Source organism: Acinetobacter sp. ANC 4636 (assembly GCF_054454555.1).
The window spans coordinates 16,521-38,465 of the sequence record NZ_JBTKVD010000003.1; the positions used below are offsets into that span (position 1 = coordinate 16,521).

The 21,945-nt window shown below is 40.9% G+C and carries 31 protein-coding genes and 1 tRNA gene; 20 read left to right on the forward strand and 12 right to left on the reverse strand.

The features are described 5' to 3' along the window. The first annotated feature begins 35 nt into the window (after positions 1–35). From ACX1N5_RS03915 to serC, 4 genes are all read left to right on the forward strand, one after another. Complete coding sequence (locus tag ACX1N5_RS03915; protein ID WP_458800645.1) at positions 36–887, forward strand: peptidoglycan DD-metalloendopeptidase family protein; 852 nt, start codon at positions 36–38, stop codon at positions 885–887. 82 nt (positions 888–969) lie between these two features. Further along, a complete protein-coding gene (locus ACX1N5_RS03920) occupies positions 970–1,899 on the forward strand; it encodes a LysR family transcriptional regulator (protein WP_131380055.1) in 930 nt (309 codons plus the stop codon). Between the two features lie 507 nt (positions 1,900–2,406). Next, positions 2,407–2,482 (forward strand) — tRNA-Asn (locus ACX1N5_RS03925). Positions 2,483–2,693: 211 nt separating this feature from the next. After that, complete coding sequence (gene serC / locus ACX1N5_RS03930; protein WP_458800643.1) at positions 2,694–3,773, forward strand: 3-phosphoserine/phosphohydroxythreonine transaminase; 1,080 nt, start codon at positions 2,694–2,696, stop codon at positions 3,771–3,773. 50 nt (positions 3,774–3,823) lie between these two features. On the opposite strand, the gene ACX1N5_RS03935 is transcribed toward serC, so the two are convergent. Further along, positions 3,824–3,961, reverse strand: a complete 138-nt coding sequence (locus tag ACX1N5_RS03935; protein ID WP_165494811.1) for a hypothetical protein — start codon at positions 3,959–3,961, stop codon at positions 3,824–3,826. A 259-nt stretch (positions 3,962–4,220) separates the two neighbouring features. Here ACX1N5_RS03935 and ACX1N5_RS03940 point away from each other — a divergent pair, with 259 nt between their 5' ends. Next, positions 4,221–5,432 (forward strand): tyrosine-type recombinase/integrase, encoded by a 1,212-nt coding sequence (locus ACX1N5_RS03940; RefSeq protein ID WP_458800641.1) that lies wholly within the window; start codon positions 4,221–4,223, stop codon positions 5,430–5,432. Positions 5,433–5,719: 287 nt separating this feature from the next. Here the strand turns inward: ACX1N5_RS03940 and ACX1N5_RS03945 are convergent, their stop codons facing one another. The 11 genes from ACX1N5_RS03945 to ACX1N5_RS03995 all read right to left on the reverse strand — a co-directional run bounded on the left by ACX1N5_RS03945 (position 5,720) and on the right by ACX1N5_RS03995 (position 11,337). Beyond that, on the reverse strand, positions 5,720–6,178 hold the full coding sequence (locus tag ACX1N5_RS03945) for a hypothetical protein (RefSeq protein WP_458800639.1): 459 nt from the start codon (positions 6,176–6,178) through the stop codon (positions 5,720–5,722). Beyond that, complete coding sequence (locus tag ACX1N5_RS03950) at positions 6,171–6,617, reverse strand: hypothetical protein (RefSeq protein ID WP_458800638.1); 447 nt, start codon at positions 6,615–6,617, stop codon at positions 6,171–6,173. Before ACX1N5_RS03950 ends, ACX1N5_RS03945 begins: the two co-directional genes overlap by 8 nt. Further along, positions 6,614–7,141 carry a hypothetical protein gene (locus ACX1N5_RS03955; protein WP_458800636.1) on the reverse strand — a complete coding sequence of 176 codons (528 nt, stop codon included), beginning with the start codon at positions 7,139–7,141 and terminating at the stop codon, positions 6,614–6,616. Before ACX1N5_RS03955 ends, ACX1N5_RS03950 begins: the two co-directional genes overlap by 4 nt. 1 nt (position 7,142) lies before the next feature. Next, on the reverse strand, positions 7,143–7,346 hold the full coding sequence (locus ACX1N5_RS03960) for a hypothetical protein (RefSeq protein WP_458800634.1): 204 nt from the start codon (positions 7,344–7,346) through the stop codon (positions 7,143–7,145). Beyond that, entirely contained in the window at positions 7,343–7,822 is a 480-nt protein-coding gene (locus ACX1N5_RS03965; protein ID WP_458800632.1) for a hypothetical protein, read from the reverse strand. The genes ACX1N5_RS03960 and ACX1N5_RS03965 overlap by 4 nt, the downstream gene beginning before the upstream one ends. After that, positions 7,819–8,163, reverse strand: coding sequence for a hypothetical protein (locus tag ACX1N5_RS03970; protein ID WP_458800630.1), 345 nt, complete (start codon positions 8,161–8,163; stop codon positions 7,819–7,821). Before ACX1N5_RS03970 ends, ACX1N5_RS03965 begins: the two co-directional genes overlap by 4 nt. Before the next feature lie 45 nt (positions 8,164–8,208). Beyond that, the gene (locus tag ACX1N5_RS03975; protein ID WP_458800628.1) at positions 8,209–8,904 is read right to left on the reverse strand and encodes a hypothetical protein; all 696 of its coding nucleotides are present in this window, start codon (positions 8,902–8,904) and stop codon (positions 8,209–8,211) included. Next, positions 8,904–9,833 carry a hypothetical protein gene (locus tag ACX1N5_RS03980; protein ID WP_458800626.1) on the reverse strand — a complete coding sequence of 310 codons (930 nt, stop codon included), beginning with the start codon at positions 9,831–9,833 and terminating at the stop codon, positions 8,904–8,906. The genes ACX1N5_RS03975 and ACX1N5_RS03980 overlap by 1 nt, the downstream gene beginning before the upstream one ends. Positions 9,834–9,853: 20 nt before the next feature. After that, positions 9,854–10,228, reverse strand: coding sequence for a hypothetical protein (locus ACX1N5_RS03985; protein ID WP_458800623.1), 375 nt, complete (start codon positions 10,226–10,228; stop codon positions 9,854–9,856). Continuing rightward, positions 10,225–10,428, reverse strand: a complete 204-nt coding sequence (locus ACX1N5_RS03990) for a hypothetical protein (RefSeq protein WP_458800621.1) — start codon at positions 10,426–10,428, stop codon at positions 10,225–10,227. The genes ACX1N5_RS03985 and ACX1N5_RS03990 overlap by 4 nt, the downstream gene beginning before the upstream one ends. A 207-nt stretch (positions 10,429–10,635) precedes the next feature. Further along, positions 10,636–11,337, reverse strand: coding sequence for an XRE family transcriptional regulator (locus ACX1N5_RS03995; protein WP_131381095.1), 702 nt, complete (start codon positions 11,335–11,337; stop codon positions 10,636–10,638). Positions 11,338–11,437: 100 nt separating this feature from the next. On the opposite strand from ACX1N5_RS03995, the gene ACX1N5_RS04000 reads away from it, so the two are divergent. The 15 genes from ACX1N5_RS04000 to ACX1N5_RS04070 all read left to right on the forward strand — a co-directional run bounded on the left by ACX1N5_RS04000 (position 11,438) and on the right by ACX1N5_RS04070 (position 21,944). Next, a complete protein-coding gene (locus tag ACX1N5_RS04000) occupies positions 11,438–11,626 on the forward strand; it encodes a Cro/CI family transcriptional regulator (RefSeq protein ID WP_458800619.1) in 189 nt (62 codons plus the stop codon). A gap of 29 nt (positions 11,627–11,655) precedes the next feature. Beyond that, positions 11,656–11,967, forward strand: a complete 312-nt coding sequence (locus ACX1N5_RS04005) for a hypothetical protein (RefSeq protein ID WP_458800617.1) — start codon at positions 11,656–11,658, stop codon at positions 11,965–11,967. Between the two features lie 2 nt (positions 11,968–11,969). After that, positions 11,970–12,662 carry a phage antirepressor KilAC domain-containing protein gene (locus ACX1N5_RS04010; protein WP_458800684.1) on the forward strand — a complete coding sequence of 231 codons (693 nt, stop codon included), beginning with the start codon at positions 11,970–11,972 and terminating at the stop codon, positions 12,660–12,662. Then, positions 12,659–13,624, forward strand: coding sequence for a hypothetical protein (locus tag ACX1N5_RS04015; RefSeq protein ID WP_458800615.1), 966 nt, complete (start codon positions 12,659–12,661; stop codon positions 13,622–13,624). Before ACX1N5_RS04010 ends, ACX1N5_RS04015 begins: the two co-directional genes overlap by 4 nt. Next, entirely contained in the window at positions 13,608–14,351 is a 744-nt protein-coding gene (locus ACX1N5_RS04020; RefSeq protein WP_458800613.1) for a hypothetical protein, read from the forward strand. Before ACX1N5_RS04015 ends, ACX1N5_RS04020 begins: the two co-directional genes overlap by 17 nt. Then, entirely contained in the window at positions 14,348–14,815 is a 468-nt protein-coding gene (locus ACX1N5_RS04025; protein WP_458800611.1) for a hypothetical protein, read from the forward strand. The genes ACX1N5_RS04020 and ACX1N5_RS04025 overlap by 4 nt, the downstream gene beginning before the upstream one ends. Continuing rightward, a complete protein-coding gene (locus ACX1N5_RS04030; RefSeq protein WP_458800609.1) occupies positions 14,812–15,021 on the forward strand; it encodes a hypothetical protein in 210 nt (69 codons plus the stop codon). Before ACX1N5_RS04025 ends, ACX1N5_RS04030 begins: the two co-directional genes overlap by 4 nt. 97 nt (positions 15,022–15,118) lie before the next feature. Continuing rightward, on the forward strand, positions 15,119–15,340 hold the full coding sequence (locus ACX1N5_RS04035; protein ID WP_131381075.1) for a hypothetical protein: 222 nt from the start codon (positions 15,119–15,121) through the stop codon (positions 15,338–15,340). Beyond that, positions 15,333–15,797: a hypothetical protein gene (locus ACX1N5_RS04040; protein WP_458800607.1), complete on the forward strand. Its 465-nt coding sequence runs from the start codon at positions 15,333–15,335 to the stop codon at positions 15,795–15,797. The genes ACX1N5_RS04035 and ACX1N5_RS04040 overlap by 8 nt, the downstream gene beginning before the upstream one ends. Beyond that, positions 15,794–16,201: a hypothetical protein gene (locus tag ACX1N5_RS04045; protein WP_458800606.1), complete on the forward strand. Its 408-nt coding sequence runs from the start codon at positions 15,794–15,796 to the stop codon at positions 16,199–16,201. The genes ACX1N5_RS04040 and ACX1N5_RS04045 overlap by 4 nt, the downstream gene beginning before the upstream one ends. Then, entirely contained in the window at positions 16,201–16,689 is a 489-nt protein-coding gene (locus ACX1N5_RS04050; protein WP_458800604.1) for a hypothetical protein, read from the forward strand. Before ACX1N5_RS04045 ends, ACX1N5_RS04050 begins: the two co-directional genes overlap by 1 nt. A gap of 343 nt (positions 16,690–17,032) precedes the next feature. Next, positions 17,033–17,542 carry a hypothetical protein gene (locus ACX1N5_RS04055; protein ID WP_458800602.1) on the forward strand — a complete coding sequence of 170 codons (510 nt, stop codon included), beginning with the start codon at positions 17,033–17,035 and terminating at the stop codon, positions 17,540–17,542. Continuing rightward, positions 17,517–18,806: a PBSX family phage terminase large subunit gene (locus tag ACX1N5_RS04060; RefSeq protein WP_458800600.1), complete on the forward strand. Its 1,290-nt coding sequence runs from the start codon at positions 17,517–17,519 to the stop codon at positions 18,804–18,806. Before ACX1N5_RS04055 ends, ACX1N5_RS04060 begins: the two co-directional genes overlap by 26 nt. Position 18,807: 1 nt before the next feature. Then, a complete protein-coding gene (locus ACX1N5_RS04065) occupies positions 18,808–21,102 on the forward strand; it encodes a portal protein (RefSeq protein ID WP_458800598.1) in 2,295 nt (764 codons plus the stop codon). Then, a complete protein-coding gene (locus ACX1N5_RS04070) occupies positions 21,099–21,944 on the forward strand; it encodes a hypothetical protein (protein WP_458800596.1) in 846 nt (281 codons plus the stop codon). The genes ACX1N5_RS04065 and ACX1N5_RS04070 overlap by 4 nt, the downstream gene beginning before the upstream one ends. Position 21,945 lies beyond the last annotated feature (1 nt).

Here is a 21,945-nt window from a genome sequence, read left to right on the forward strand (position 1 = left end):
GAATAGAACGTTTTCTTTGATAGAGAGGAAAGTTGATGCAGGTGTTGCAACAGTATTTTGTTAAAAAACAAAAACAAACAACGTGGTTGAAGCCACTATTTTTATCTGTCGCTGCATTTTCAATGGTTGCATTTACAGGATGTGCCTCTAAACCGCAGGTTCAGGCAACACGATATAGTCATGCTACAGCCCCAAATTACTATACGGTACGTTCTGGAGATACCTTAAGCGGAATTGCAGCACGTTATGGGCTAGATTATGTGGCAGTCGCACGTTTGAATGGGATTGCGCCGCCTTATACAATTTTTGTGCATCAGTCACTTAAATTAAAAGGTTCAGCGCCATCTTCTACAACGACACCACCCGTTACGGTACATACCAATAGCCGAATATCACAGCAAACTGCTCCAAGAGTTCAGCGCCGTGAATTGCCTATGCCATCGACTACAACTTTAGTCGCAGCACCAGCCGCAACGCGTACACAAACTCAGCCTGCACCAGCACCTGTAAATAATGGTTTGCAATGGATACTTCCATCTAATAATCCAATTATTCAAAATTATAATCTTGCCAGCAATATTAAAGGTGTGCGCTTTGGTGGACAGCAAGGTGATCCTGTTGTTGCAACAGCAGCAGGGCAAGTTGTTTATGCAGATAACGGTTTGAAAGAATTTGGGAATTTGGTTTTAATTCGGCATAGCAATGGCTATATCAGTGCTTATGCGCATAATAGCAAAATGCTGGTTAAGAGTGGTCAGACTGTATCTGCAGGACAAAAAATTGCCGAAATGGGTTCAACAGGAACAGATCGTGTGATGCTGGAATTTCAGATTCGCTCAGACGGAAAACCGATTGATCCAATGCAACTCATTGCAAAAAATTCATAAAGCTTAATGCAAAAGTTGAATTCTCTTCAGGTATTCAGGCGTATTATGATTAGATCACGCTTTTTTATACCGAGGGAAGGTAATGTTAGATCAACTTCGAGCAATGGGAGTGTTTGCTTGTGTTGTCAAACAGAACTCTTTTAGTGGTGCTGCCCGAGTGTTGGGAATTACTACGAGTGCTGTCAGTCAGCAAATTCGCTCTTTAGAGCAGGAAATGGACGCAATCCTGCTATATCGATCAACTCGAAAACTTAGTTTGACTGAAGAAGGTCAAGTATTTTATCAGAGTTGTAAAGAGATGCTCGCAGCAGCTGAACGTGGCAAGATTCGTATGAATGAGTTACGTGATGATCTGATTGGTGAATTACACATCGCAACGACACCTGAGTTAGCCGCGAATCATATTATTCCAGCGCTATCTCAGTGGTTGTTTGCACACCGCGGTTTAAGTGTGAAGTTTGATGTTGATACACAATTTATTGATTTGCAAAAAAATAATATTGATATTGCTTTGCGTATGGCACCTAAGATTGAAGAAACGACGTTTGATACCATTCCTTTGGCTCGGGTTGAACAAGTTTTGGTGGCTTCAGCAGATTATCTCAATCAAACAGCATCAATCAATGTCCCAGAAGATTTGAAACAGCATAATATTTTGCCTGTGTATAGCATGCAGCATTGGCATCGTTTTTTCTTTCAGCACAATTTGTCTGACCAGCGTGTTGAACTGGAAATGAAAGCACGAATGAGTAGTAATAATATTTGTGTGGTCAAAGCTTTATGTAAAAATGGTCTGGGTTTGGCTCGAGTTTTGTATTTAGATGTACAAAAAGAGCTGATGAATGGCGAGTTGATCGAGGTTTTACCTGACTGGAAATTACCAAGTTATACCTTGTATGCAGTCGCTGCACCGCTAGCGCAGCGTTCAATGAAAACCCAACGTTGTATTGAAGCTTTGAAAGCATATTTTAGCCAGATCCCGGGCGGACGTTTATATAAAGAAGCTTCTTGATCAATTATGATGTTACTGTTTCTCCTAAAATAGAAGCGAAGCGCCTAATGAATTTCATTGGGCGTTGTGTGTTTTTAAGATAAATGCTATTCCTGAACATATAAATTCGTATCGATTTTATAACTATTTTTCTAGCCTCTTTAGCTGTTATTCTTTTATGTAATTAATGCATACTTTTTTTATATTATTTTTATATAATTCATTCATACTTTTTTTATATTACTTTTATTTTATAGCGTAAAAGAAAATCGATGAATGAAGGGTATTGAATAAACAAAATTTTATGTACTCTTTATGCCAAAATATTTTGCCAGTAATACTCTCTATCTAGGCTCAGTTTTTTTATTTGCATCAATCTATTTATTATTATTCCTGTAAAGGCTCTTTTTTTTGATGTTTAAATTCTTGATGGTTGCTTATTTTTAGAACACTTAATTGATTTATATATATATTTAAATCAGAATTCTTGACTGTATGCTGCTTTATCTCTAAAATTCTGTTCCAGATTCTCCCATAGCTCAGTCGGTAGAGCGACGGACTGTTAATCCGCAGGTCCCTGGTTCGAGCCCAGGTGGGAGAGCCAAGATTCAAAAAGCCATACATTTAAGTATGGCTTTTTTTATGAATAAAAATAAGTCAAATATTACATATGTTTGCATCTACTAGCACTAAAAAACTACAGCAGATGTTTGCTCTAAATAGAAATATTAACTTAGGAAATTACTGCATCATTTGGCATTCTGTGGTTAAATGCCATCACATTTTATTGTATTTACTTCATGAAGGAAGAAATCATGCGCGCGTACAATTTCTGTGCTGGTCCTGCAGCATTACCAACAGCCGTTTTAGAAAAAGCTCAAAGCGAACTCCTAGATTGGCATGGTAAGGGCGTTTCCATCATGGAAATGAGCCATCGTAGTAAAGATTATGTGGCAGTTGCGGAGAAAGCAGAAGCTGATTTACGTCAGCTCATGAACATTCCTGAAAATTACAAAGTATTATTTTTACAAGGTGGGGCAACATTACAGTTTTCTGCAATCCCACTGAATTTATTGGGTAAAAATAGCCAAGCCGATTATATTCATACAGGCATTTGGTCTGAAAAAGCCATTAAAGAAGCTCAGCGTTATGGCAATGTGCATGTGATTGAAGCGGGCACACAAATTGATGGCAAAACCGCGATTACTGATCCTGCAACTTGGCAGTTTTCTGACAATGCTGCTTATGTGCACTATTGCGAAAATGAAACGATTGGTGGTTTACAGTTCAGCCATATTCCTGAAACTCAAGCGCCATTGGTTGCTGATTTATCTTCAAGCATTTTGTCTGCGCCGATTGATGTCAGCAAATTTGGTTTGATCTATGCTGGTGCACAGAAAAATATCGGTCCTGCTGGTTTGACTCTTGTGATTGTCCGTGAAGATCTGCTGGATCAGGCAAAACCAGAAATTCCAAGTTTGTTGAAGTATTCGGCTCAAGCTAAAAATGACTCTATGGTGAATACACCTGCAACTTATGCATGGTATTTGTCTGGTTTGGTGTTTGAGTGGTTACTTGAACATGGTGGCGTACCAGCAATGCATCAAATTAACTTGAAAAAAGCTGAGTTGCTCTACGGTTACATCGATTCTAGTGATTTTTATAATAACCCGATTGTGAAAGCGAACCGTTCATTGATGAATGTGCCATTTACTTTGGCGGATAGCGATTTAGATAAATTGTTCTTGCAAGAAGCTGAAGCCAACCATTTGTTAAACTTGGCAGGTCACCGTTCAGTCGGTGGTATGCGTGCCAGTATTTACAATGCTGTACCATTTGAAGGTGTACAGGCATTGGTGAGTTTTATGGATGACTTTGCAAAACGTCACGGTTAAGTTGAACGGTAAGCCAAAAAAAACCTCATCAATATGATGAGGTTTTTTATTTAAGTAATCTGGTGTAGAAAAAAACCAAGCAAGAACATACCAAGTACAAAAAAACAAACTGCACCAAAATCAATCTTGAATCTGGGTTGGCTATGTTGTTGCAGCATATTGGAGGTCTGTTGTTGTGTAATTTTCATAAGACTGCAGCCTAAATTATTTTAGACCATACCCTATAGTATATTACTTTTTAGTTTTAGCATAAATATTAGTCTGTGAAAACTACTAAATCACTCTGAATCAAACTGATTCATCAATATTTATAAAACTGCGGTTTCTGTCTTTATAACTGATTCATGCTGATACATAATGAAAAGCTTCAAGTCATGTGATTTGTGTACATAATCTTGTACATATTTTCACATCAACAAAAAACTTTCATTTTGTGTACATAGAACCATGGCATTAACTGACACTTGGCTTAAAAATAATAACGGAAAACCTCGTGAAAAAGTAGAGGAAGTTTCTGACCGTGATTCAATGAGCGTGAGAGTATCACCAAAGGGTAAGATTGTCTTTCAGTTACGCTATCGATTCGCAGGCAAGCCATATCGCATTGATCTTGGAACATATCCACACATGAGTCTGAAAGATGCTCGTTCTGAAACTGATCGACTAAGAACAATGCTCGATCAGGGTAAAAACCCAAAAACCGAACTGGCAGTCGAAAAGCAAAAGCATATTGATCCAACAACGCTATCTGATCTGACTGATTCTTGGTATGAGAATTTTTGTAAACCACAAAAGAAAAACCATGAACAGATCAAGAGAAGATTTGAAAACCACATATTGCCAAAGCTGGGCAAGCTGCCTGCAGATCGAATAAGCGTGAACGACTGGCTCACGGTATTTGAAGATTTGGCACAACGCCAACCGGGTACAGCAAAAAATCTATTGTCAAGCACTAAGCAGATGATGAAATGGGCACTTAAGCGTGAGCTCATAGAAAATAACTCACTGTCTGATATTTTCCCAAAAGAAGATTTAAATATCTCCATGCTGCCATCTAAGCGCTATCTATCCGATGACGAGCTTAAAATCCTGTTTGAATGCCTGAAATACTCAAGATTATCTGAAAAGAACAAGATATTTATTGAGCTATGTCTAATTTATGGTTGCAGAAATGGTGAACTTCGTAATGCTGAGAAGAAGCATTTTGATCTAAAAAATAAGATCTGGACTGTTCCACCTGAGAACCACAAGACAGGGTACAAGAACGATAAGACCTTGATTCGACCAATACCTGAATATGCAGAAAAATTGATTGTTGAAGCGATGCAGCTCAATAAAAGCAAGATGTTATTCACTGGCGCGAATGACGATGAGATGATGTCTAACGCATCATCAACAGCATTGCCTGTGAGCATTATGAAATGGGTAAGTCGATTCAGAAAAGAGGATATGCAACATTGGTCTTTGCATGACTTGCGCCGTACTGCACGTACCAACTTCAGTAGGCTTTCAGATCGTAAAGATATTGCTGAGATCATGATTGGTCATAGTTTGCCAAAAATTCAGGAAACATATGATTTGTATGACTATGTGAAAGAACAAGCAGAAGTATATGAGAAGTGGATAGCAAAGCTAAATACACTAAAAAATAACGGCTGATCAAGCAGCCGTTTTTGATTTATCGATGCACATTCTTTCCCATCGATTCACTTCTTTGGTCAAGTAGCGTTTCTGTCCACCTCCTGCACTAGGTAGCGCAGGAAGGGGGAATGGCACGCCGTATTGAGTTCTTACATGCCATCGGTTGAGCGTTATGCGTGAGATACTAAACCGTTTGCAAACCTCTTTGGTTGTTAAGTATTTTTGCATACCCACCTCACTTCATTCCACAATATTGACAATAGCCATCAATTCTTACGGTAAACCCTTGGCATATTACGCAGAAGTCAGTCATAAGCATGACTCCACATCTGTGATGGCTTGTTTACGGCATACTCTTCATCAAAGATACGGCCTAAAAACTCATTAACCTGTTTTGAGGCGAGGTTCTCTTGTTCAGTCTCATCTCCACAACAAACCGAGTTAAGCTCTTCTTCTGATAGCTTGGCTAAATCTGACTCAATTTTCATCAGATCTGCTTCAGGTTGTTGGATTAACCATTTATCTAAAAGTTCAAGTTTTTCATCAAGCGGTTCAAGCTGATTCACCATCCCATTGTCAAACCAAATCAGTTCAGATGCTTTTTTAATAGTCATAAAACTTTTCGTTAAATGCTTGGATAGAATTTCTTCAAGCTCATCATCAGTCACAATCAATGCCTCTGGCCAATCTTCAGGGCTATTACGATCAGGCAATTCGGCAACATCACGAATTATTAGAGCTATTTTTTCAGACATATTATTCATGACCTTCTCCATGTGCTTCAGTAAAAATTGGTACAAGCAAACAGACCTGACAAGGAATAACCCCACCACCTTCAGGATGTGGGTCATGCCATAGCTCACCATGTTCATAAATTACTGAATGCATATGGCCGCGAGGTGAAATACCTGCAACTAAATGCTTAACACCAAGATGTTTACTAATCTCTATGACCCAATTTTGATTCTCCTCTGTTGGGTCTTCAATAACACCTAAATTAAGCATCTTGTAACCATGCTTATGAAGAAATCGATTTAAATTATCCTGATAAAATATGCCATTACCTGAAGCAGTGGGGGAATCAGTATCAATACCTTCCCAAAAGCTTGGAACATCTTCAATATTTAGACTAAGCAATGTTGCAATGGTTGCGCTTTCACAGTTACCGCCCAAGCCAATTACAGTCTGCATCACTTTTTTCATTGTTCTTCCCCCTGTGTTACTTCTATCATGGCTTTGTTTTCTGCGGCTGCTTTATCTGCCTCATCTTCTGAAGAAAACTCAACAAGTTCATATTCATCTTCATTTTTGAAAATTTGCACAATGTAAACTTTCACCTCTTTTGTGCGGTTCCATTTTTCAAACTCAAAAACCTCACCAAGCTCAGGCTTAAGCTCATACTCACAAGGATGATCAACAACATAATCAGCATCTCTTAAAAAATACGTTTGCTTTATTGCTTGCACTTTTTCCAACTTCGCCTTCAGATCATCAATTTCGGCTTTCATACTTGATGTGCATTTCTTCCACATTGCCCAGCCAGTATTCACTCTGTGATAGATTTCGGTTGCATCATCTTCATAGATAGGGTCTAGGTCTTCCTTAATTACATAGTTACCTTGTTTCATATCAAAATTTAAAAAACTAAAATGATCGGGAAGCCAATACTTTGCTTCAAACAATGGTCGCTCTTGATTCCACGTTGCTTGCTTCTTCTTAATATCCATCTCAAACCCCCTCTACATGATCAAATTCAGGAAGCCCCACATGTTTACGCTTGTCAGCTTCAGCTTGCATAAGATCAGATAAAGACCATGCAGTTTCAGAGATATTTTCCAATTCTGCTTCATTTAAATATCCGTGATTTGCATGAGTAGTTTTTAGAATCTCTAGTGCATACTCATGCGCCATCTTCATTTTTTCCGTGTTCATTTCTCACCGCCTGACACTAATGGATAGAGATTTTTTTCGTACCAAGCTTCGTAGCGTTCATTGTCTTCTGTGAAAACTTGGTCTTGTTTGGCAATGTTTTCACGATGTTCTTGAATAGATTCAGGGTATGGCAAATGATGTTTATCAAAGTAATCCTGTGCCTTCCCATACATCCGCCAAGTTGGATCATCAGCCTGATCTAATAGGTTTATTAACCAGTCGCGCGATTCATCGACATCCTTCTCAATCAGTGCACATGCTGCTACAACAACAGCATTGTTATGCATGGCAATCATTTGACAGTGTTTCAATTCGCTCAAATCGAGCATGAACATGAAGCATTCAGACAAATCAGAACTAAGCTTTGCCTCAACGCCATCGGTTGCAGCTTTACGCAAAAGCTCTTTTTGACGCTCAAACCACTGCCAGCGCTGTTCTGGCTTCATTTCTTCTAAACTTTCAGGGAACTTGTTCACGCCGCAATCCTCATTTTTTCAATTTCCGCATGCTTATGAATGCCATTGCATTTCTTCATCATGGCGCCGTCCAATTCTTCAAAGAAATCTCGCCCATATTTCATCCACTGGCGACTAAATAACTCAAAACGACCAATCACATATTCAGTCATCAAGTAGTTCGGTTCAATCTTGCCACGGCATAAAATCATTCCTACTTGCTTTCCTTTGCGAATAGTCACGCCATCTTTCTTAACTTTGATGTTGTGACCACCTCGAATGCACCACTCCATGAAAGCAGGGCATAACTCATTTGGAATTCGCGTTATTTGATTGATAACTTCTAAATTATTAATATTCATACGTTCTCCAATTACCTAAAGCGACATCCTTGTCGGTGGGTAGTGTTATGCAACAATACTGCCCTTACTGCGTTCAGCAAACAGCTTTTCGTAGTAGTTCTGGCAATGCGGAATCTTTTCTTGAATCTTTGCAATGATTGATTCGTCACGCTCAATGATTACGGTTGTCAATCGCTCGCGAATATCAATTTTCTCAACCAGGTGAACAAGTTGATCAATGTCATCCCAATCTTTCAAAAGCTCAGCGGGGCAAGGGAATAGCCAAAAATCGATAAAGCCACTTTCAAACTTAATTTCTTTACCAAAGGTTTTTAAATACCAGTCTTCATAAGCCATGAAGTAGCCGTGCAGCTGCACGTCATAACCAGCCTTTTTAACCTTCTCAATTGCTTCATCCATAAAGAAAGGATGAGTTCCAATATCCCATGTACACTTGGTATCGCCGATGGTTGGTGCATTCAAATCAAGAATATCGCACTCACCAGTAATTAAGTCTGTATTTACTCGACCAACATGCTTTTTAAGATTCTTGAAACGCACCTTTCCTGACATTTCGATTGCCATATCTTCAAGTAGGTTGCCTTTGGCTGTGTACTGATTGCCAGTGAACGAGCGAAAACTATAAAGATCCTCTTTCACGATGTCTCGGATTGCAGATTTTGCCGTGTCACTGGTGACAGCGCCTTTTGTACGACTGTCACCAATGAGTTTATGTAGACTTGAGCAACGGAATAGTTTCATCACTGAGCCTCCACTGCTACACGTTGAGCATCTGTCAAGCCATAACCATCTAAAATGTATGCTTTATCAATTGCACCTGCATTTAATTGCTCAAGCACGGAATTAAATTCATCATCATTGAGAGTGAGTTTCGGAGCTTCCTGAATTGATTTTTCAGGTGCAATCTCAAACCAATCTTGAGCTGCACTCATTCCATCCTTAATGCTTGTACCAATCTTGATAAGAGAGATAACTTGAGCAGGAGAAATAGCCCCAATACGACACTGGATGCGTTTTTCAATCGCCTCTTTTGTGATACCTTGCTTTTCAAAAGATTTTAGAAGTTTTTGTACACCTTCTGGTGATGTATCAGCAGAAGCGCGAATTGTTTGCTCACATTGAGCTACGGCTGCATCAATAACATCACCAGGTATCACACCTAAAATACATGCGCGCAGACGACGGGCGCCGTTACTTGCAACAAGCTCATAGATATCGCGTGGATCTGTTAAAGCGTAGCCACCTTGCTTGGTATGACGCCAATGACGAACTTGAAAAACCTTAGTTTGACGAGTGTTGGTTTCAACATCCCAAGCAAACGCTTCAACTGTAGATTCGCCATTTTCAGCAGACAGTTCACGAATGCCGAATTGAATATTCCCCCAATTTTGTGCCAATGCTTCAGCAAGTCGAATTGATGGGCCTGTAATAGATGTGCCACTTTTTGCATAAGAGTAAACAGACGACTGAGCCAAAGTTGGTCGCTGGCACGCATTCATAATACGATCCCAAGCTTCATTCATGTTACGCGGGAACTGCTTAGCAATCACAAGAGCAGCTTGAACTTCCGCAACCGCACGTTGGCTATCAGCCTGAACAGTAGACATTGCTTGAGTTTGTGGTGCTGATACTGCAAAAGGGTTTTGATTTTGGTGTACTGGCATATTCATATTGATCTCCAAAGCAGCCGTTAAGCTGCCAATAATTCTTGAAATTTGTCGTTTGCAAGGTTTTCGAGCTGCGTGTTTAGCTCGCGCATTTGTTCTTCTGTGAGCTTCAATTTCTGACCGTCTACAAGGTCGCTGTAGCCTTTATTGGTAACAAGCACAGGATCATTAAGCTCGACTTCAAGGCGCGTATATTCAACTTCACGGCCGTGTTCTGGGCGAAAGTAATCTTCGAGATATGCTTTCTCAGTTAGCTCATTAGCCACCATTTCGCACTCGACTTGAACGCAACCAAACTCCATGACGAAAGACACTACATTGTTTTTTGTTTCAGTGACTTCAACAGTGAAACCGACAAAAGATGGAGCAAGCAGCTCAGGTTTAAACATCATGTTCATTGACGATCCCCCTTCGCAGCTTGATAAAGGCTTTGAGCTTCATGCTCACTTTGAACTTGTACTTTCACGACAGTAGCTTCATGCTCTTGACGGTCTGCCGATTTGATTGCAGTGAAGAAAATGACGTTCGCAATGACGAGTGCAACTGAGAAATAGACGATTAGGTCTATTAATTTGACAGTTGATTTATTTTTTTCCATAATGACCTCGTTGTGTTGAAAAGCCCCGTCGCCTGCAAGTGTTGGGGCTTTTGTTTGTCTGTGAGGTTTAGTTTACCAAAGGAAACTTTTAAGTCAACAAAAAGTTTATTAAAGGAAACAATTATTTTTATTGTCGGAAACTTTTATTTTATATAGGCAATAAAAAACCCACTAATCAGTGGGTTTGATTATTCTAATTAACTACAACTACCATGATTCTAGGCTTGCCACCTGCCATATCCAGCCAATAACTTCAAATTGCTGATCAATCATTTCCTCTGCTGTTAGCCTTATCTCTGGGAACTCCACTGAATTATCAGAAACAATTCGAACACCACCAAGTGGAAGGTTATATAAACGTTTTGCCATAAATAAACCACCATGACAGATAGCAAACATTTTGCCATCCTTAATGGTCTTTCTTCCTATATCAATATGAATCGTATCCCCATCCTTAATGGTTGGATTCATAGAATCGCCAGATGCAAGTGTTGCTACAGCATTTTTCTTGTCAATAGATCTATTTCTTAATGTTGCTTTTGACATACGTAATTTGCGCTTTTCATTCGCCATTGCCTCCCCAATAGATCCAGAGCCACAAGCAAAACTAAAGTCTTTAAAAAACGGCACTTCAACCTCATCGTCATCAAGTGGTGTTTCGTCATCCCACGATTCAACTGGATGTAAAACAACACTGCTCGCCAGAACATTACTACCTTTTATCAACCAGTCAGGGGTGGTTTGTAGAACTTTTGCAAGATCAGGTAAGACTGAAGAACTCGGTGTATTTACCCCTGAAACCCATTTAGAAACTGTCCCTTTGCTTATCCCTAGAGCTTGAATAAGGTCAGCTTGTCTAAGTTTAAGTTCATTCATTCTCTGAATAATTCTATCTCGAATCTCATTCATAAGTTTTTCTCCCTCGCTGTTTCCTATCGTAAACAATCTAGTTGACCAGTGAGGAAACTTATGGTTTACTAACGGAAACTTATAGTTTATTGGAGTAAACATGACCGTAGATGATTTAAAGATCCACTACGGTGTCAAAACTGATTCCGATGTAGCTCGGATTCTAAAGCACACCCGTGGAGCAATAAGTAAATGGCGCAATCGCGGTATCCCGCCAGATACACAAGCAAGGTTGCAAGTGATAACGAAAGGGAAGCTAAAAGCAGACCTTGAAAAATTGACAGCCTGAACGGAGCCATCCAAGTGGGAGTTGATGATATGCAAGAAGCAATTGCAAAAGGGTATTTGGGTGGAAAGTTAACCACACCAAAAACAATCAAATTCACTGATGAAATGCTTGATGCAGTAGCAGTGCAGGCGGAAGTTGAGGACAAAGACCAAGCTGATTGGATACGTGAAGTCATAGCTAAAGCTCTACTTGTTGCTGATGCTAAGTATGAGCGTATGACAAGAGCAAGGATGAAAGCCAAGTGTACTTCGAGCACTTTGGTACACCACAAAAAAGAAAACTCAGTAGCTGTAACTACTGAGTCATTTGTTCAACTAACCAGCGAGGAAAATGAACAGTGAATATGTTAGCACAATTTAATCAAAATCAAAAAAGAATGAGCCATCGCGAAGTTGCTGAATTAACTGGCAAAGAGGCACGCCATGTAAAACGCGACTGCGAAGTGATGTTTGTTGAACTTGGTTTAGATCCAGAAGGGTATGCCCAACCTTGGACACACCCCCAAAACAGTCAAACATACATCGAATACATGCTTACTCGCGACTTAGTTGAAACACTTATCACTGGTTACAGCATTAAATTACGTCATGCGGTTTTACAGCGCTGGCGTGAGCTTGAGTCTCAGGTCGGTTTACCATCCTACGCAATCGAAGACCCAATCGAACGCGCGAAAAAATGGATTGAAGAAGAAAAGCAAAAGCAAGCTGTAATTCACCAGTTAGAAATCGCAGCTCCAAAAGTTGCATTCGTGGATAAATACGTTGCAGGGAATGGAAATAAGACATTCCGCCAAGTTGCAAAGCTATTGCAGATCAAAGAATACAAATTCCGTGAATTCTTAGAATCAAATCGAATCATGTATAAGCTCAATGGTGAGTGGACTGCATACCAAAACCATGTAGACACCAAACGCTTCTATGTAAAAACAGGTGTGAGTGATTCAGGTCATGCATTCAACCATGCTTTATTTACCCCGAAAGGTATTGAGTGGATCGCCGGTGAGTTGGCCAAGTCTCAAGTTCGAGGTGCCGCATGACAGCACTCAAAAAACATGAGGACAATATCGTCCCATTTGTCAAAGGTAAAAAAATGGCAGATAAGTTCGAGAAGGGCTATGTAATGTCGAGCCGCCTTTATCGATATGAAGTTCGCCCATTTTTAAGTGATGCGGCAAAGAATGTCTATGCCGAGCTTGAGGACCGTATTAACGGATTCAAAGACAAGGTGACGGACCATGTGAGCTACATACAGTTGCAGGGTGGAAAGCTAGAAGGCTCTAAAAAGCTAAGTGCCATGACTGTGCGCAAAGGCCTTAAAGAGCTGCTTGAACTTGGCGTTATTTCACTGGTTAGCGAACATAGTCGAAAGGGTAATGAATACCGTATTAACGAGGTTTCATTGGTTGACCACTTCAAAAAATGTAGTGCCACTACAGAAACTGTAGCACTACAAAATATGGAGTGCACCACTACAGAAACTGTAGTGCTAGGTACTACAGAAACTGTAGACACAATAGAACTAATTTATAGAACTATATCTATAGAATTATTAATTAAGTCGCTTCGCTCCTTTGAACCGTTGAAAGCGAACTTTTACAGCTATCCAATCTTTGTTAAACAGCAAAAAGCAAAAGCCGAAGCTGAGCGCAAAGACAAGGCACGCAAGCTGTCTTATGACGAAGTAATCAAACTCACTTCTGACCGCTTTAAAACCCTCTGTGATTTCTCTCTCTGGGAACAATACGTTTCTAGTCGTTCACAACTGGCAAAAACCAAGCTGACCAAAAATGCCCTGAATACGATCTACAAAGATTTTATGAAGTGGGGTTATGACGGCAGCAACCAATCTCTAAAAACATCCATCACTGGCAACTATCAAGGACTGTTTGAGCCTAAGCAGCAGTCAATTCCTGTTCAACAACAAAGCCAAAAGGCCAACCGCTATCAAGAGATTCAAAAACTAATCGCAGAGGAGCAAGCAAATGAATTTGGTTTCTAATCAACAAAAATCTATTCAGCCTGTCAACTCCGCTCAACTAGTTGGAATCTTTCAGGCGATTGCACCACGTTCATTTGAGAAAACCTTTGAGGGTATCCCGACTGAACAGATCAATCATGCAATGAAAATCTGCATTGATGGCCTAACACGTGACCAGATCAATACTGGCTTGGCGATGGTCCGTGATAACGGCTTTTGTCCAGATCCGGCAATGTTTCGCAAATGGTGTCTTGGAATCGTTGGTTTTGGAACCGAGCAACAGCGAGCAATTGAATCATTCAAGGGTAAGCATGCTGCTTTGGCAGACATTATCAAGTGGCTACAGGATGACAAGCATCCTCTCACTAATGCAGAGAAAGAAGCATACAACCGCTGCTATGAGCTTTTTAACCAAATGCAGTATGCCAACAACTTCGAGAGAGCGTCTTATTTAGCGTATGACGCGTTTAAAGATAATTACCGTGACGTTGTAGCTGAAATGGTTGAAAAAGGCGAACAGCAAGCGATTTGGATTTCTCCTGTAGCTGTGCAAGCGCCGTCTAAACCAATCTTAGCGGCAAAATCCAAGTTTCCGGAGCCATCACCTGAAGAAAAGCGAAAAATTGAAGAACTGACAGCGAAATATCAGGCTCAAGGTTTGTCTTTTCCGAAGGCATTACTCAAGGCTCATTCTGAGCTTAATGGGTTGAATTTAGGGAAATTGGTAAGCGGGGTAGGTGTGGTATGAGAACTGAAATTTTTAACGAGCGCATCATTGCAGCTCAAGGCGCAAAACATGTCATTGCTCAGTCAGCACAGAAAAAATCACTTCGTGAAGAACTGGAAAATGAGGTTGAAAAGTTCTTGGCTAGAGGTGGCAGCGTAAAGCCACTCTCAGGCATCGATTTTAAGCCCAAGCAGCCATCTAAACGTGTTGAACGTATAAATCCGTGGCGAGAGAAAGAAATCGCTAAAACGCAAAAATACGCGCATTACAAGGGCAATGTGGAATTGCGTAATTGGTGCAAGGCAAAACAGGGAAGAATCGCACAACTGGCAAAAGTGCTGAATGTCACTCCAAATTATATTTCTCAGCGAACATTTGGCACTTCATGCGTAACGCAGATGGAATTTAAAGACACTTACTTAGTCGCAATGAAAAGCGTTGAAAAATTGGAGAAGCAGGCCAGCGAATCAGGAGTTGCAGCATGATCAAGAAACCACGCTACATCGAAACCGAATTGGGGTTAGAGAAATACTGCAAGGGCTGTGATGAGTATTACCCAGCCGAAAAAGAGTTCTTTTATGGCACTGGGTATTTAAAGAAAGATGGCTCTTGTTGCTTAGAAACGCTGTGCAAAGCGTGTTATGCCGAGAAATACAAGTCAAATGCAAGATGTAAGAAGGTGGCAGCATGACTCCACGAGACTTTCTAATTTTTATGATCCTTTTAATTGCCTTCTGCGTTATCGCAGGGGCATCGGGTTACAGCACAAATCATGCATTGGGGTTTTTATGAGCGAATTTAAAATAGTGGAAGTTTCCTTAGATCAGATTAAGCATGGCGACACTGTCTTGCATAACGGTCACCTTGTTACAGTTGATAGAAAATACCTAAAAATATCTATAGAAGGTGACTTGAGTTTTATGGGTGACTCATACAGGTCTGGCTACAAGCTTGTAAAAAAAGTTTTATTCCCGCAATGGCGCAATGGTGAGGTGGTTGGTTATGCATAGCGGTTTCAAATCATGCCCATCTTGTCGAGAGCAATATGACCAGTGCTTAGTTTGCCACTTTTATACAGTCGATGGCGAGCGCATTTATTATCAAAAGCTAGAGAATTTTGGTGCTACTAATGATTCAGAGGTTCGTTTTATTCAGCACATCCAAAGACATAGCACGATAGCATTTTTCCACAATGGAAAATTGCATATTCCAAGCCGACAAGGGAGATCAGTGCCTTTGGCTATTGGTTTGCAGTGGGGTGCTTGGCAAGAACAGCAGAAACGGATTGAGGAGCTTGAGAGCAAAGTCACAGATTTAAATAAAAACCTAAAGGATCGTGAGTTAGCTGTTTTGGTGCGACAAAGCAATATTGATGCAGGATTAGCAGTAATTCAAAAATGGAAAGAAGCACGATCTGTATTTCCTTTATACCAAATAGAACAAGCACTCAAAGGCGGTGACGAATGACGACAGTTGCAATGAATAATTACTCAAAACAAATCAAAAACGCACGTAGACCACAAGCCAAGAAGCAACCTCGCGCTGTGTCAGTCGGTGAAGCCGTACTAGCAAGACAACTTGATCTTATGAAAATCGCTTACACAAAGGAGTTTCAATTTCACCCAGAGCGTAAATGGCGTGCTGATTTTCGGATTGATGGTTATTCGATTCTGATCGAAGTTGAGGGTGGTGTCTGGTCTCAAGGTCGGCACACACGCGGCAAAGGTTTTGAAGGAGACTGCGAAAAATACAATCAGGCAGCGATTTTAGGTTATCACGTTTTGAAAGGCAGTACACAGCAAGTTAAGTCAGGGCGATTGCTTCGAGATATTGAGAATTTAATTAAGGCTTTAGGGGAAAAGGTGGCGTGATGAATGCAGCAGTAAATCATATTATGCAAATTGTGGACTGGAAGCGATTCACACTTGAAGAATGGCTTTACCAGTTTGGGGCTTGGATGAGTAGCGTGTCTGGTACTTGTGGGCGTAGCGTGAACCTGATTGCTGTTGCAATGGATCAGGCTGTAAAAAAGAGCAAACAGAAGATCAAAGCAGAAGAACAGATTTTGGCTGACTGGCTGTGCAGTGATGAGCAAACACCGAAGCCAACAAGCAAGGGTGTTACGTGTGAGATTACAGACAACGAAGCTCGCGCCGTGCAGCGTTTAATTTTGGATATGCAGGGACAGTCTGAAGTTTTGGATGGTTGGCTTGATGCTGTGATTGACCGTTACTTTTATGGGATGCCAGTTTCTCGATTGGTAAACAATGAACGAACACTTATGGATGCAAAGTTTGATATCAAGTGTGGATTAGCTGCTATTCATGCTCGATATTCATTCATTGAATATAAAAAGTGATTGTTGACGTGACGTCATTAATATTATAGATTTATGGTACAGTGGCACGAAGTATTAGTAATTCACTGCATTTGAAGCCTGACAATTTGTTGGGCTTTTTATTGCCTGTATTGCGCCATTAGCTCAGTTGGTTAGAGCCGATTTTAGGGTCGTAGGTTCAAGTCCTACATGGCGAGCCAGTTTTACCAAGGAGAAGGACATGCTTGGATTTTTAAAACGATTGTTTTGGATTGATGACTAGCCGAACGGATTACGGCACATAAGACCCCGCTAAATACTAGATATTTGCGGGGTTTTCTTTTCTTATTTGAACTATTCAGAAATTCCGAAAGGTTGGGTGATTATGGCTAAAAAATCTAATGCAGGTCGCCCATCAAGATATAAACAAGAATACTGTGTACAAGCATATAAATTATGTTTGCTTGGATCAACAGATAAGCAAATGGCTAATTTCTTTGGAGTGGCTGAATCAACTATTAATAAATGGAAGATTGATCATTCTGAATTTTCGGAGTCCATAAAAAGAGGAAAAGAAATCGCTGATATGGAGATTGCAAACTCTCTTCATGAGCGTGCGAAGGGAGTTAAGATCAAGAAAAAGCAAGCTATTAAATTAAAGCGTGTTGAATATGCATTTGGAAAGCGCGTACTAGAAGAAGAGAGAATTGAAATTGTTGAGGTGGAGGAAGAATTACCACCAGATACAACAGCTGCCATATTTTGGTTGAAAAATAGAAATCCTGATCAGTGGCGTGATAAACAGCAACATGAATTAACTGGTAAAGATGGCGGATCTATTGATTTAAGCATGAAAGTGGTATTTGAAGATGATGGAGAAGAAAGTACCAGCTAAGTTCAAACCACTTTACAAGCACTGGACTCAAAAGAAACGTAATTATGTTTATCACGGTGGTCGTGGTGGTGGTAAGTCTTGGGAGATTGCAGATTTCCTATTGATTGAAGGCGCAAGACGAAAACACCGCATTCTTTGCTGTCGTGAAGTGCAGAAATCAATTAAGCAATCTGTGCATAAGTTGTTGTCAGATCGAATTGCTGCGCTCGGACTGGGGGCTTTCTATGAGATTCTCGACACTGAAATCCGTGGATTAAACGGCACTGAGTTTAGTTTTGCGGGTCTTTTAAGCCACACTGTTGAGTCTATTAAATCGTTTGAAGGTGCAACAATCACATGGATTGAAGAAGCTCAAACGATAGGCGCTTTCTCATTGTCGATTCTAATTCCTACAGTCATTCGTACTGAAAAACCCATGATCATAATGAGCTTGAACCCGAATTTACCGAGTGACGCGGTTTACGCTGAATACGTTTTGAAAGAGCGTGACGATACAATTGTTGTTCAGATCAACTACACAGATAATAAGAATTGCCCTGAAGAACTATTACTTGAGGCTGAGCAGATGATGCACGATGACTATGAGAAATACGAGCACGTTTGGCTCGGTAAGCCGAAAGAAATCGCAGATGGTGCAATCTACAAGTCTGAATTTGAACAAATTAAGCGTGAAAATCGCATCTGCAAAGTGCTACATGATCCAAACTTGCAAGTCTACACATCTTGGGACTTGGGGATTCTAGATAGCACGGCAATCTGGTTCTTTCAGGTTTACGGCAAAGAGATTCGTGTTATTGATCATTACGAAGCGAACAATGAACCTTTGGCACATTACGCTCGCATCCTTGATGAGAAAAAACAGAAGTATGGCTATAACTATGAAAAACACTTTGCACCGCATGATATTGCAGCACGTGACCTGTCTAGTGGTGTCAGCCGTGAGCAAACAATGGCTTCACTTGGTTATCGCATGACAAAAGGCGCTCGATTAGGCGTTGAAGATCGTATCGAAGCAACTCGCCAGATGCTTAAAAACACATGGTTTGACGCAGAAAACTGTAAGCATGGTATTCGAGCATTGCAGAACTACAGACGTGAATTTAACGACAAACTGGATCAGTTTAAACCAACGCCTGTGCATGACTGGGCTTCGCACAGTGCTGATGCCTTTGGTGAAGGTGCTTTGAATATTAACAAGATGACAGTTGCAACGAAGGCTGCTGCACCTCCACCGCCACGCAAAGCAAATTCTTGGATGGGATAAAATGAGTAAAATAGACGAAGATCAAATCATTCTTGATGCTGCAAAGAAATTTAGAAATGAAGCACATGCATACTGGCAACCAATTTATGACCAAGGCTTGTATGATAAAGAGTTTGTGACTATTGAGGGTGCGCAGTGGGATAGACATGCACTTGAAAAACGTAAGCATGAAGGCAAGCCAACGCTTGAGATTAATCTTGTTCGTGCATATGTTCAGCAGCAGATCAATACAATGCGTCAAAACAGACCACAGGCGAAAGTTGTTCCAGTGGATTCGGATGCTGATCCTGAAGTGGCGGAGATTCTTGGTGGTCTAATCAAAGATGTTGAAGAAGCATCAAACTTTGAAAATGCGCTTGATACTGCAGCAGCTAATCAGGTGCATTCAGCCGTTGGGTTTTATCGTATTGTCACTGACTACGTGGATGAGCATTCATTCAATCAAGAGCCACGCTTTCAAGCGATTGTAAATCCACAGGCAGTTTATATCGATCCGCTTTCTAAAGAGCTTGACGGCTCAGATATGACGCGGGCATTGGTCTGTGAGTGGGTTGAGCTTGAGGAATTACGTGCGCAATACGGTGACGATATTGTTCCAGACAACTTTGATTATGCAAGTAATCCAGTTTGGTTTAACACAACGCATAACGCCGTGTGCATTGCTGAATACTTTTACAAAGAACAGATCAAAGACACGTTATACCGACTGGCTGACGGCACAACAGTATTAAAATCTGAGCTCAAGACTGAAATACCTAAGGAAATGATTGCTGCTGAACGATCAACGACTCGTACAGAAGTCAAATGGGCAAAAGTTACAGCGTCTAAAGTTCTAGAAAAGGGTGTTTTCCCTGGTAAGTGGATCCCAATTTTTCCAGTGTATGGGGAGGTCACTTGGATTGAGAACAAGCGCCATATTTTCTCACTGGTTCACTTCGCGAAAGATGCTCAACGACTTTTCAATTACTGGAAATCGACTGAAGCACATATCTTGCAGAAAAACCAAGATGAAATGACGATTGTCGATGACCGTGGCATCGCAGGATTTGAGGAATGGAATAACCCAAGCTCTGCAATGTATTTACGCTTTAAAGGCACAGATGACAACGGCAACCCAATTCCATACCCTCAGAAAGTTGGTGCAGCAGCTCCACCAGTTGGGATTTTGAATGCTGCTCAAAGCGCACAGCAGCTTATTCCTGACATTTTAAATATGCACAACCCAACGATGGGTCAAGAGGTAAATAATCAGTCAGGACGAGCAATCGGATTACTACAACGCCAAGCGGACACAGCACAGTTCCATTTTCAGGATAACGTGAACAAAACAATTCGTCATTCAGCGCGAGTTTTGATCGGATTGTTCCCAATTCTGTATGACACAGAGATGGTGCGTAGAATCATCGGAAACGATGGTGATAGTGAGCTAGTTAAGCTCAACGCTCAACCACAAACGCCCGATGAGGAAGAAAAGGCAATCAACGGTATTCTAAATGATGTAACTGTTGGTCGTTTTGATGTTCGCATGGACACTGGTCCAGCATTCAATACCCAACGTGAAGAATCTTTCGCACTCATGATGCAACTTGTTCAAACAAATCCCAACCTGTTTAACGTGATTGCTGATTTGATGATTGCAAACTCTCCACTGCTGAACAGTAAAGAAATTGCTGAACGGGTAAAAATTCTTGTGCCACAGCAGGCACTTGGCAAAGACAGTATTAATCCAGAGCAAGCCAAGGCGCAGATTCAGCAGCTCGATCAGGTTGTACAGAAAATGACATCTGATATGGATGCATTGCAACAGCAGCTTAGTGATAAGAATGCTGACCGCAACTTGGAAATGATGAAGGTTGAACTACAGGCTCGCAAAGATATTCAGGTTGCACAGATTAATGCTGCAAGTCGTGCTGATGTTCAAGAGCTTCGTAGTGTTGCTGAGTTGCTTAAACAGCAGATGCTTGGGGTAAAAGACGTTCTAAGCCAAATCCCACCACAATGGCTGCAAAATGGCGATAGTACAGATAATTATGAGCCAGGTGAGTTTGATAAAAACGACCCAAATGAGCCTACCGAAACGAATGAACCACAAGATTTTTCGCAGTTAGATGAGCCTGATCCGCCGTCTAACATGTCGCAACAAGCACCACAAGAACCGCCTCAAGATGGCGGTTTTTTAATGCCTGATGAAATGGATCAACAAAACTTCGCTCCTGAGTCTGGCCAGTTCGGGGATAGCGCAATGGCTACTGATGAGAATTTATTCCCATCACTTGGTAATGGTGAACAGCAATGAATCCAGATCAATCAAATGACAACGTAGAAACCACCGCTACGGAAAACACAGGTGCAGAAAGTCAAGAGATTAAGGAATGGGGGCAAGAGGAAACTCAGGAACCTGAGCAGACTCAAGAAGGCGGAGAGGGTAAGGAGGAAACTCAGGAACCTGAGAAAACCGAACCAGATAAGCCTAAAAAATCACGTGCTCAAATTCGTATTGAGCAAACCACGCGCGAGCTTGCAGAAGCAAAGCGCAAGTTAGCTGAGTACGAAAGCAAGCAGGAAACTGCTGAAGTTAAGCGACCAAAAATTGAGGATTTTGAGTCTTATAGCGATTATGAGGATGCAATTGAAGAGTATCACGTGGCGAAAGCTGAGCAGCGTGTGCTTGAAAATCTGCGTAAACAAGAAAGCGAAAAGACGCAAATCCAAAAGCAAAGTGAAGTTGAAGCAACGATTCATACTTTTTCTGAACAGCATGAAGATTTTGAAAATGTTGTGCAGGAAGCGTTGAAACGTCCATATTCAATGCCTGTAACGCTTGATGAAGTTGCAGAAGAATTTGGTTATGACAGCGAAACTCAAATCAAGTTGCTATATGAGCTTGCAAAAGATGAAGAATTTCATCGTGAGGTGTCTGAATCCTCAAAGCTCAAAGCTGGTCGATTGTTGAGTGAGCGCGTTGATTCTTGGTCAAAAGCAGCAGAAACCACAAAAACAGCCCCACCAATCAGCAAAGCACCAAAACCAATCAAACCAGTACAAGCCAATGCTCCTGCCTCTCGAGATCCATCAAATATGAGCGATGACGAGTGGTATCGAGAGCAAGTCGAACAGCGAAAAGCGAAAGGTAAATAAT

Bases quoted from the DNA above. Each gene is read 5' to 3' on its own strand.
- ACX1N5_RS03915 (WP_458800645.1), top strand. From the start codon at position 36: ATGCAGGTGTTGCAACAGTATTTTGTTAAAAAACAAAAACAAACAACG.
- ACX1N5_RS03920 (WP_131380055.1), top strand. From the start codon at position 970: ATGTTAGATCAACTTCGAGCAATGGGAGTGTTTGCTTGTGTTGTCAAA.
- serC (WP_458800643.1), top strand. From the start codon at position 2,694: ATGCGCGCGTACAATTTCTGTGCTGGTCCTGCAGCATTACCAACAGCC.
- ACX1N5_RS03935 (WP_165494811.1), bottom strand. From the start codon at position 3,961: ATGAAAATTACACAACAACAGACCTCCAATATGCTGCAACAACATAGC.
- ACX1N5_RS03940 (WP_458800641.1), top strand. From the start codon at position 4,221: ATGGCATTAACTGACACTTGGCTTAAAAATAATAACGGAAAACCTCGT.
- ACX1N5_RS03945 (WP_458800639.1), bottom strand. From the start codon at position 6,178: ATGAATAATATGTCTGAAAAAATAGCTCTAATAATTCGTGATGTTGCC.
- ACX1N5_RS03950 (WP_458800638.1), bottom strand. From the start codon at position 6,617: ATGAAAAAAGTGATGCAGACTGTAATTGGCTTGGGCGGTAACTGTGAA.
- ACX1N5_RS03955 (WP_458800636.1), bottom strand. From the start codon at position 7,141: ATGGATATTAAGAAGAAGCAAGCAACGTGGAATCAAGAGCGACCATTG.
- ACX1N5_RS03960 (WP_458800634.1), bottom strand. From the start codon at position 7,346: ATGAACACGGAAAAAATGAAGATGGCGCATGAGTATGCACTAGAGATT.
- ACX1N5_RS03970 (WP_458800630.1), bottom strand. From the start codon at position 8,163: ATGAATATTAATAATTTAGAAGTTATCAATCAAATAACGCGAATTCCA.
- ACX1N5_RS03975 (WP_458800628.1), bottom strand. From the start codon at position 8,904: ATGAAACTATTCCGTTGCTCAAGTCTACATAAACTCATTGGTGACAGT.
- ACX1N5_RS03980 (WP_458800626.1), bottom strand. From the start codon at position 9,833: ATGAATATGCCAGTACACCAAAATCAAAACCCTTTTGCAGTATCAGCA.
- ACX1N5_RS03985 (WP_458800623.1), bottom strand. From the start codon at position 10,228: ATGAACATGATGTTTAAACCTGAGCTGCTTGCTCCATCTTTTGTCGGT.
- ACX1N5_RS03990 (WP_458800621.1), bottom strand. From the start codon at position 10,428: ATGGAAAAAAATAAATCAACTGTCAAATTAATAGACCTAATCGTCTAT.
- ACX1N5_RS03995 (WP_131381095.1), bottom strand. From the start codon at position 11,337: ATGAATGAGATTCGAGATAGAATTATTCAGAGAATGAATGAACTTAAA.
- ACX1N5_RS04000 (WP_458800619.1), top strand. From the start codon at position 11,438: ATGACCGTAGATGATTTAAAGATCCACTACGGTGTCAAAACTGATTCC.
- ACX1N5_RS04005 (WP_458800617.1), top strand. From the start codon at position 11,656: ATGCAAGAAGCAATTGCAAAAGGGTATTTGGGTGGAAAGTTAACCACA.
- ACX1N5_RS04010 (WP_458800684.1), top strand. From the start codon at position 11,970: ATGTTAGCACAATTTAATCAAAATCAAAAAAGAATGAGCCATCGCGAA.
- ACX1N5_RS04015 (WP_458800615.1), top strand. From the start codon at position 12,659: ATGACAGCACTCAAAAAACATGAGGACAATATCGTCCCATTTGTCAAA.
- ACX1N5_RS04020 (WP_458800613.1), top strand. From the start codon at position 13,608: ATGAATTTGGTTTCTAATCAACAAAAATCTATTCAGCCTGTCAACTCC.
- ACX1N5_RS04025 (WP_458800611.1), top strand. From the start codon at position 14,348: ATGAGAACTGAAATTTTTAACGAGCGCATCATTGCAGCTCAAGGCGCA.
- ACX1N5_RS04030 (WP_458800609.1), top strand. From the start codon at position 14,812: ATGATCAAGAAACCACGCTACATCGAAACCGAATTGGGGTTAGAGAAA.
- ACX1N5_RS04035 (WP_131381075.1), top strand. From the start codon at position 15,119: ATGAGCGAATTTAAAATAGTGGAAGTTTCCTTAGATCAGATTAAGCAT.
- ACX1N5_RS04040 (WP_458800607.1), top strand. From the start codon at position 15,333: ATGCATAGCGGTTTCAAATCATGCCCATCTTGTCGAGAGCAATATGAC.
- ACX1N5_RS04045 (WP_458800606.1), top strand. From the start codon at position 15,794: ATGACGACAGTTGCAATGAATAATTACTCAAAACAAATCAAAAACGCA.
- ACX1N5_RS04050 (WP_458800604.1), top strand. From the start codon at position 16,201: ATGAATGCAGCAGTAAATCATATTATGCAAATTGTGGACTGGAAGCGA.
- ACX1N5_RS04055 (WP_458800602.1), top strand. From the start codon at position 17,033: ATGGCTAAAAAATCTAATGCAGGTCGCCCATCAAGATATAAACAAGAA.
- ACX1N5_RS04060 (WP_458800600.1), top strand. From the start codon at position 17,517: ATGATGGAGAAGAAAGTACCAGCTAAGTTCAAACCACTTTACAAGCAC.
- ACX1N5_RS04065 (WP_458800598.1), top strand. From the start codon at position 18,808: ATGAGTAAAATAGACGAAGATCAAATCATTCTTGATGCTGCAAAGAAA.
- ACX1N5_RS04070 (WP_458800596.1), top strand. From the start codon at position 21,099: ATGAATCCAGATCAATCAAATGACAACGTAGAAACCACCGCTACGGAA.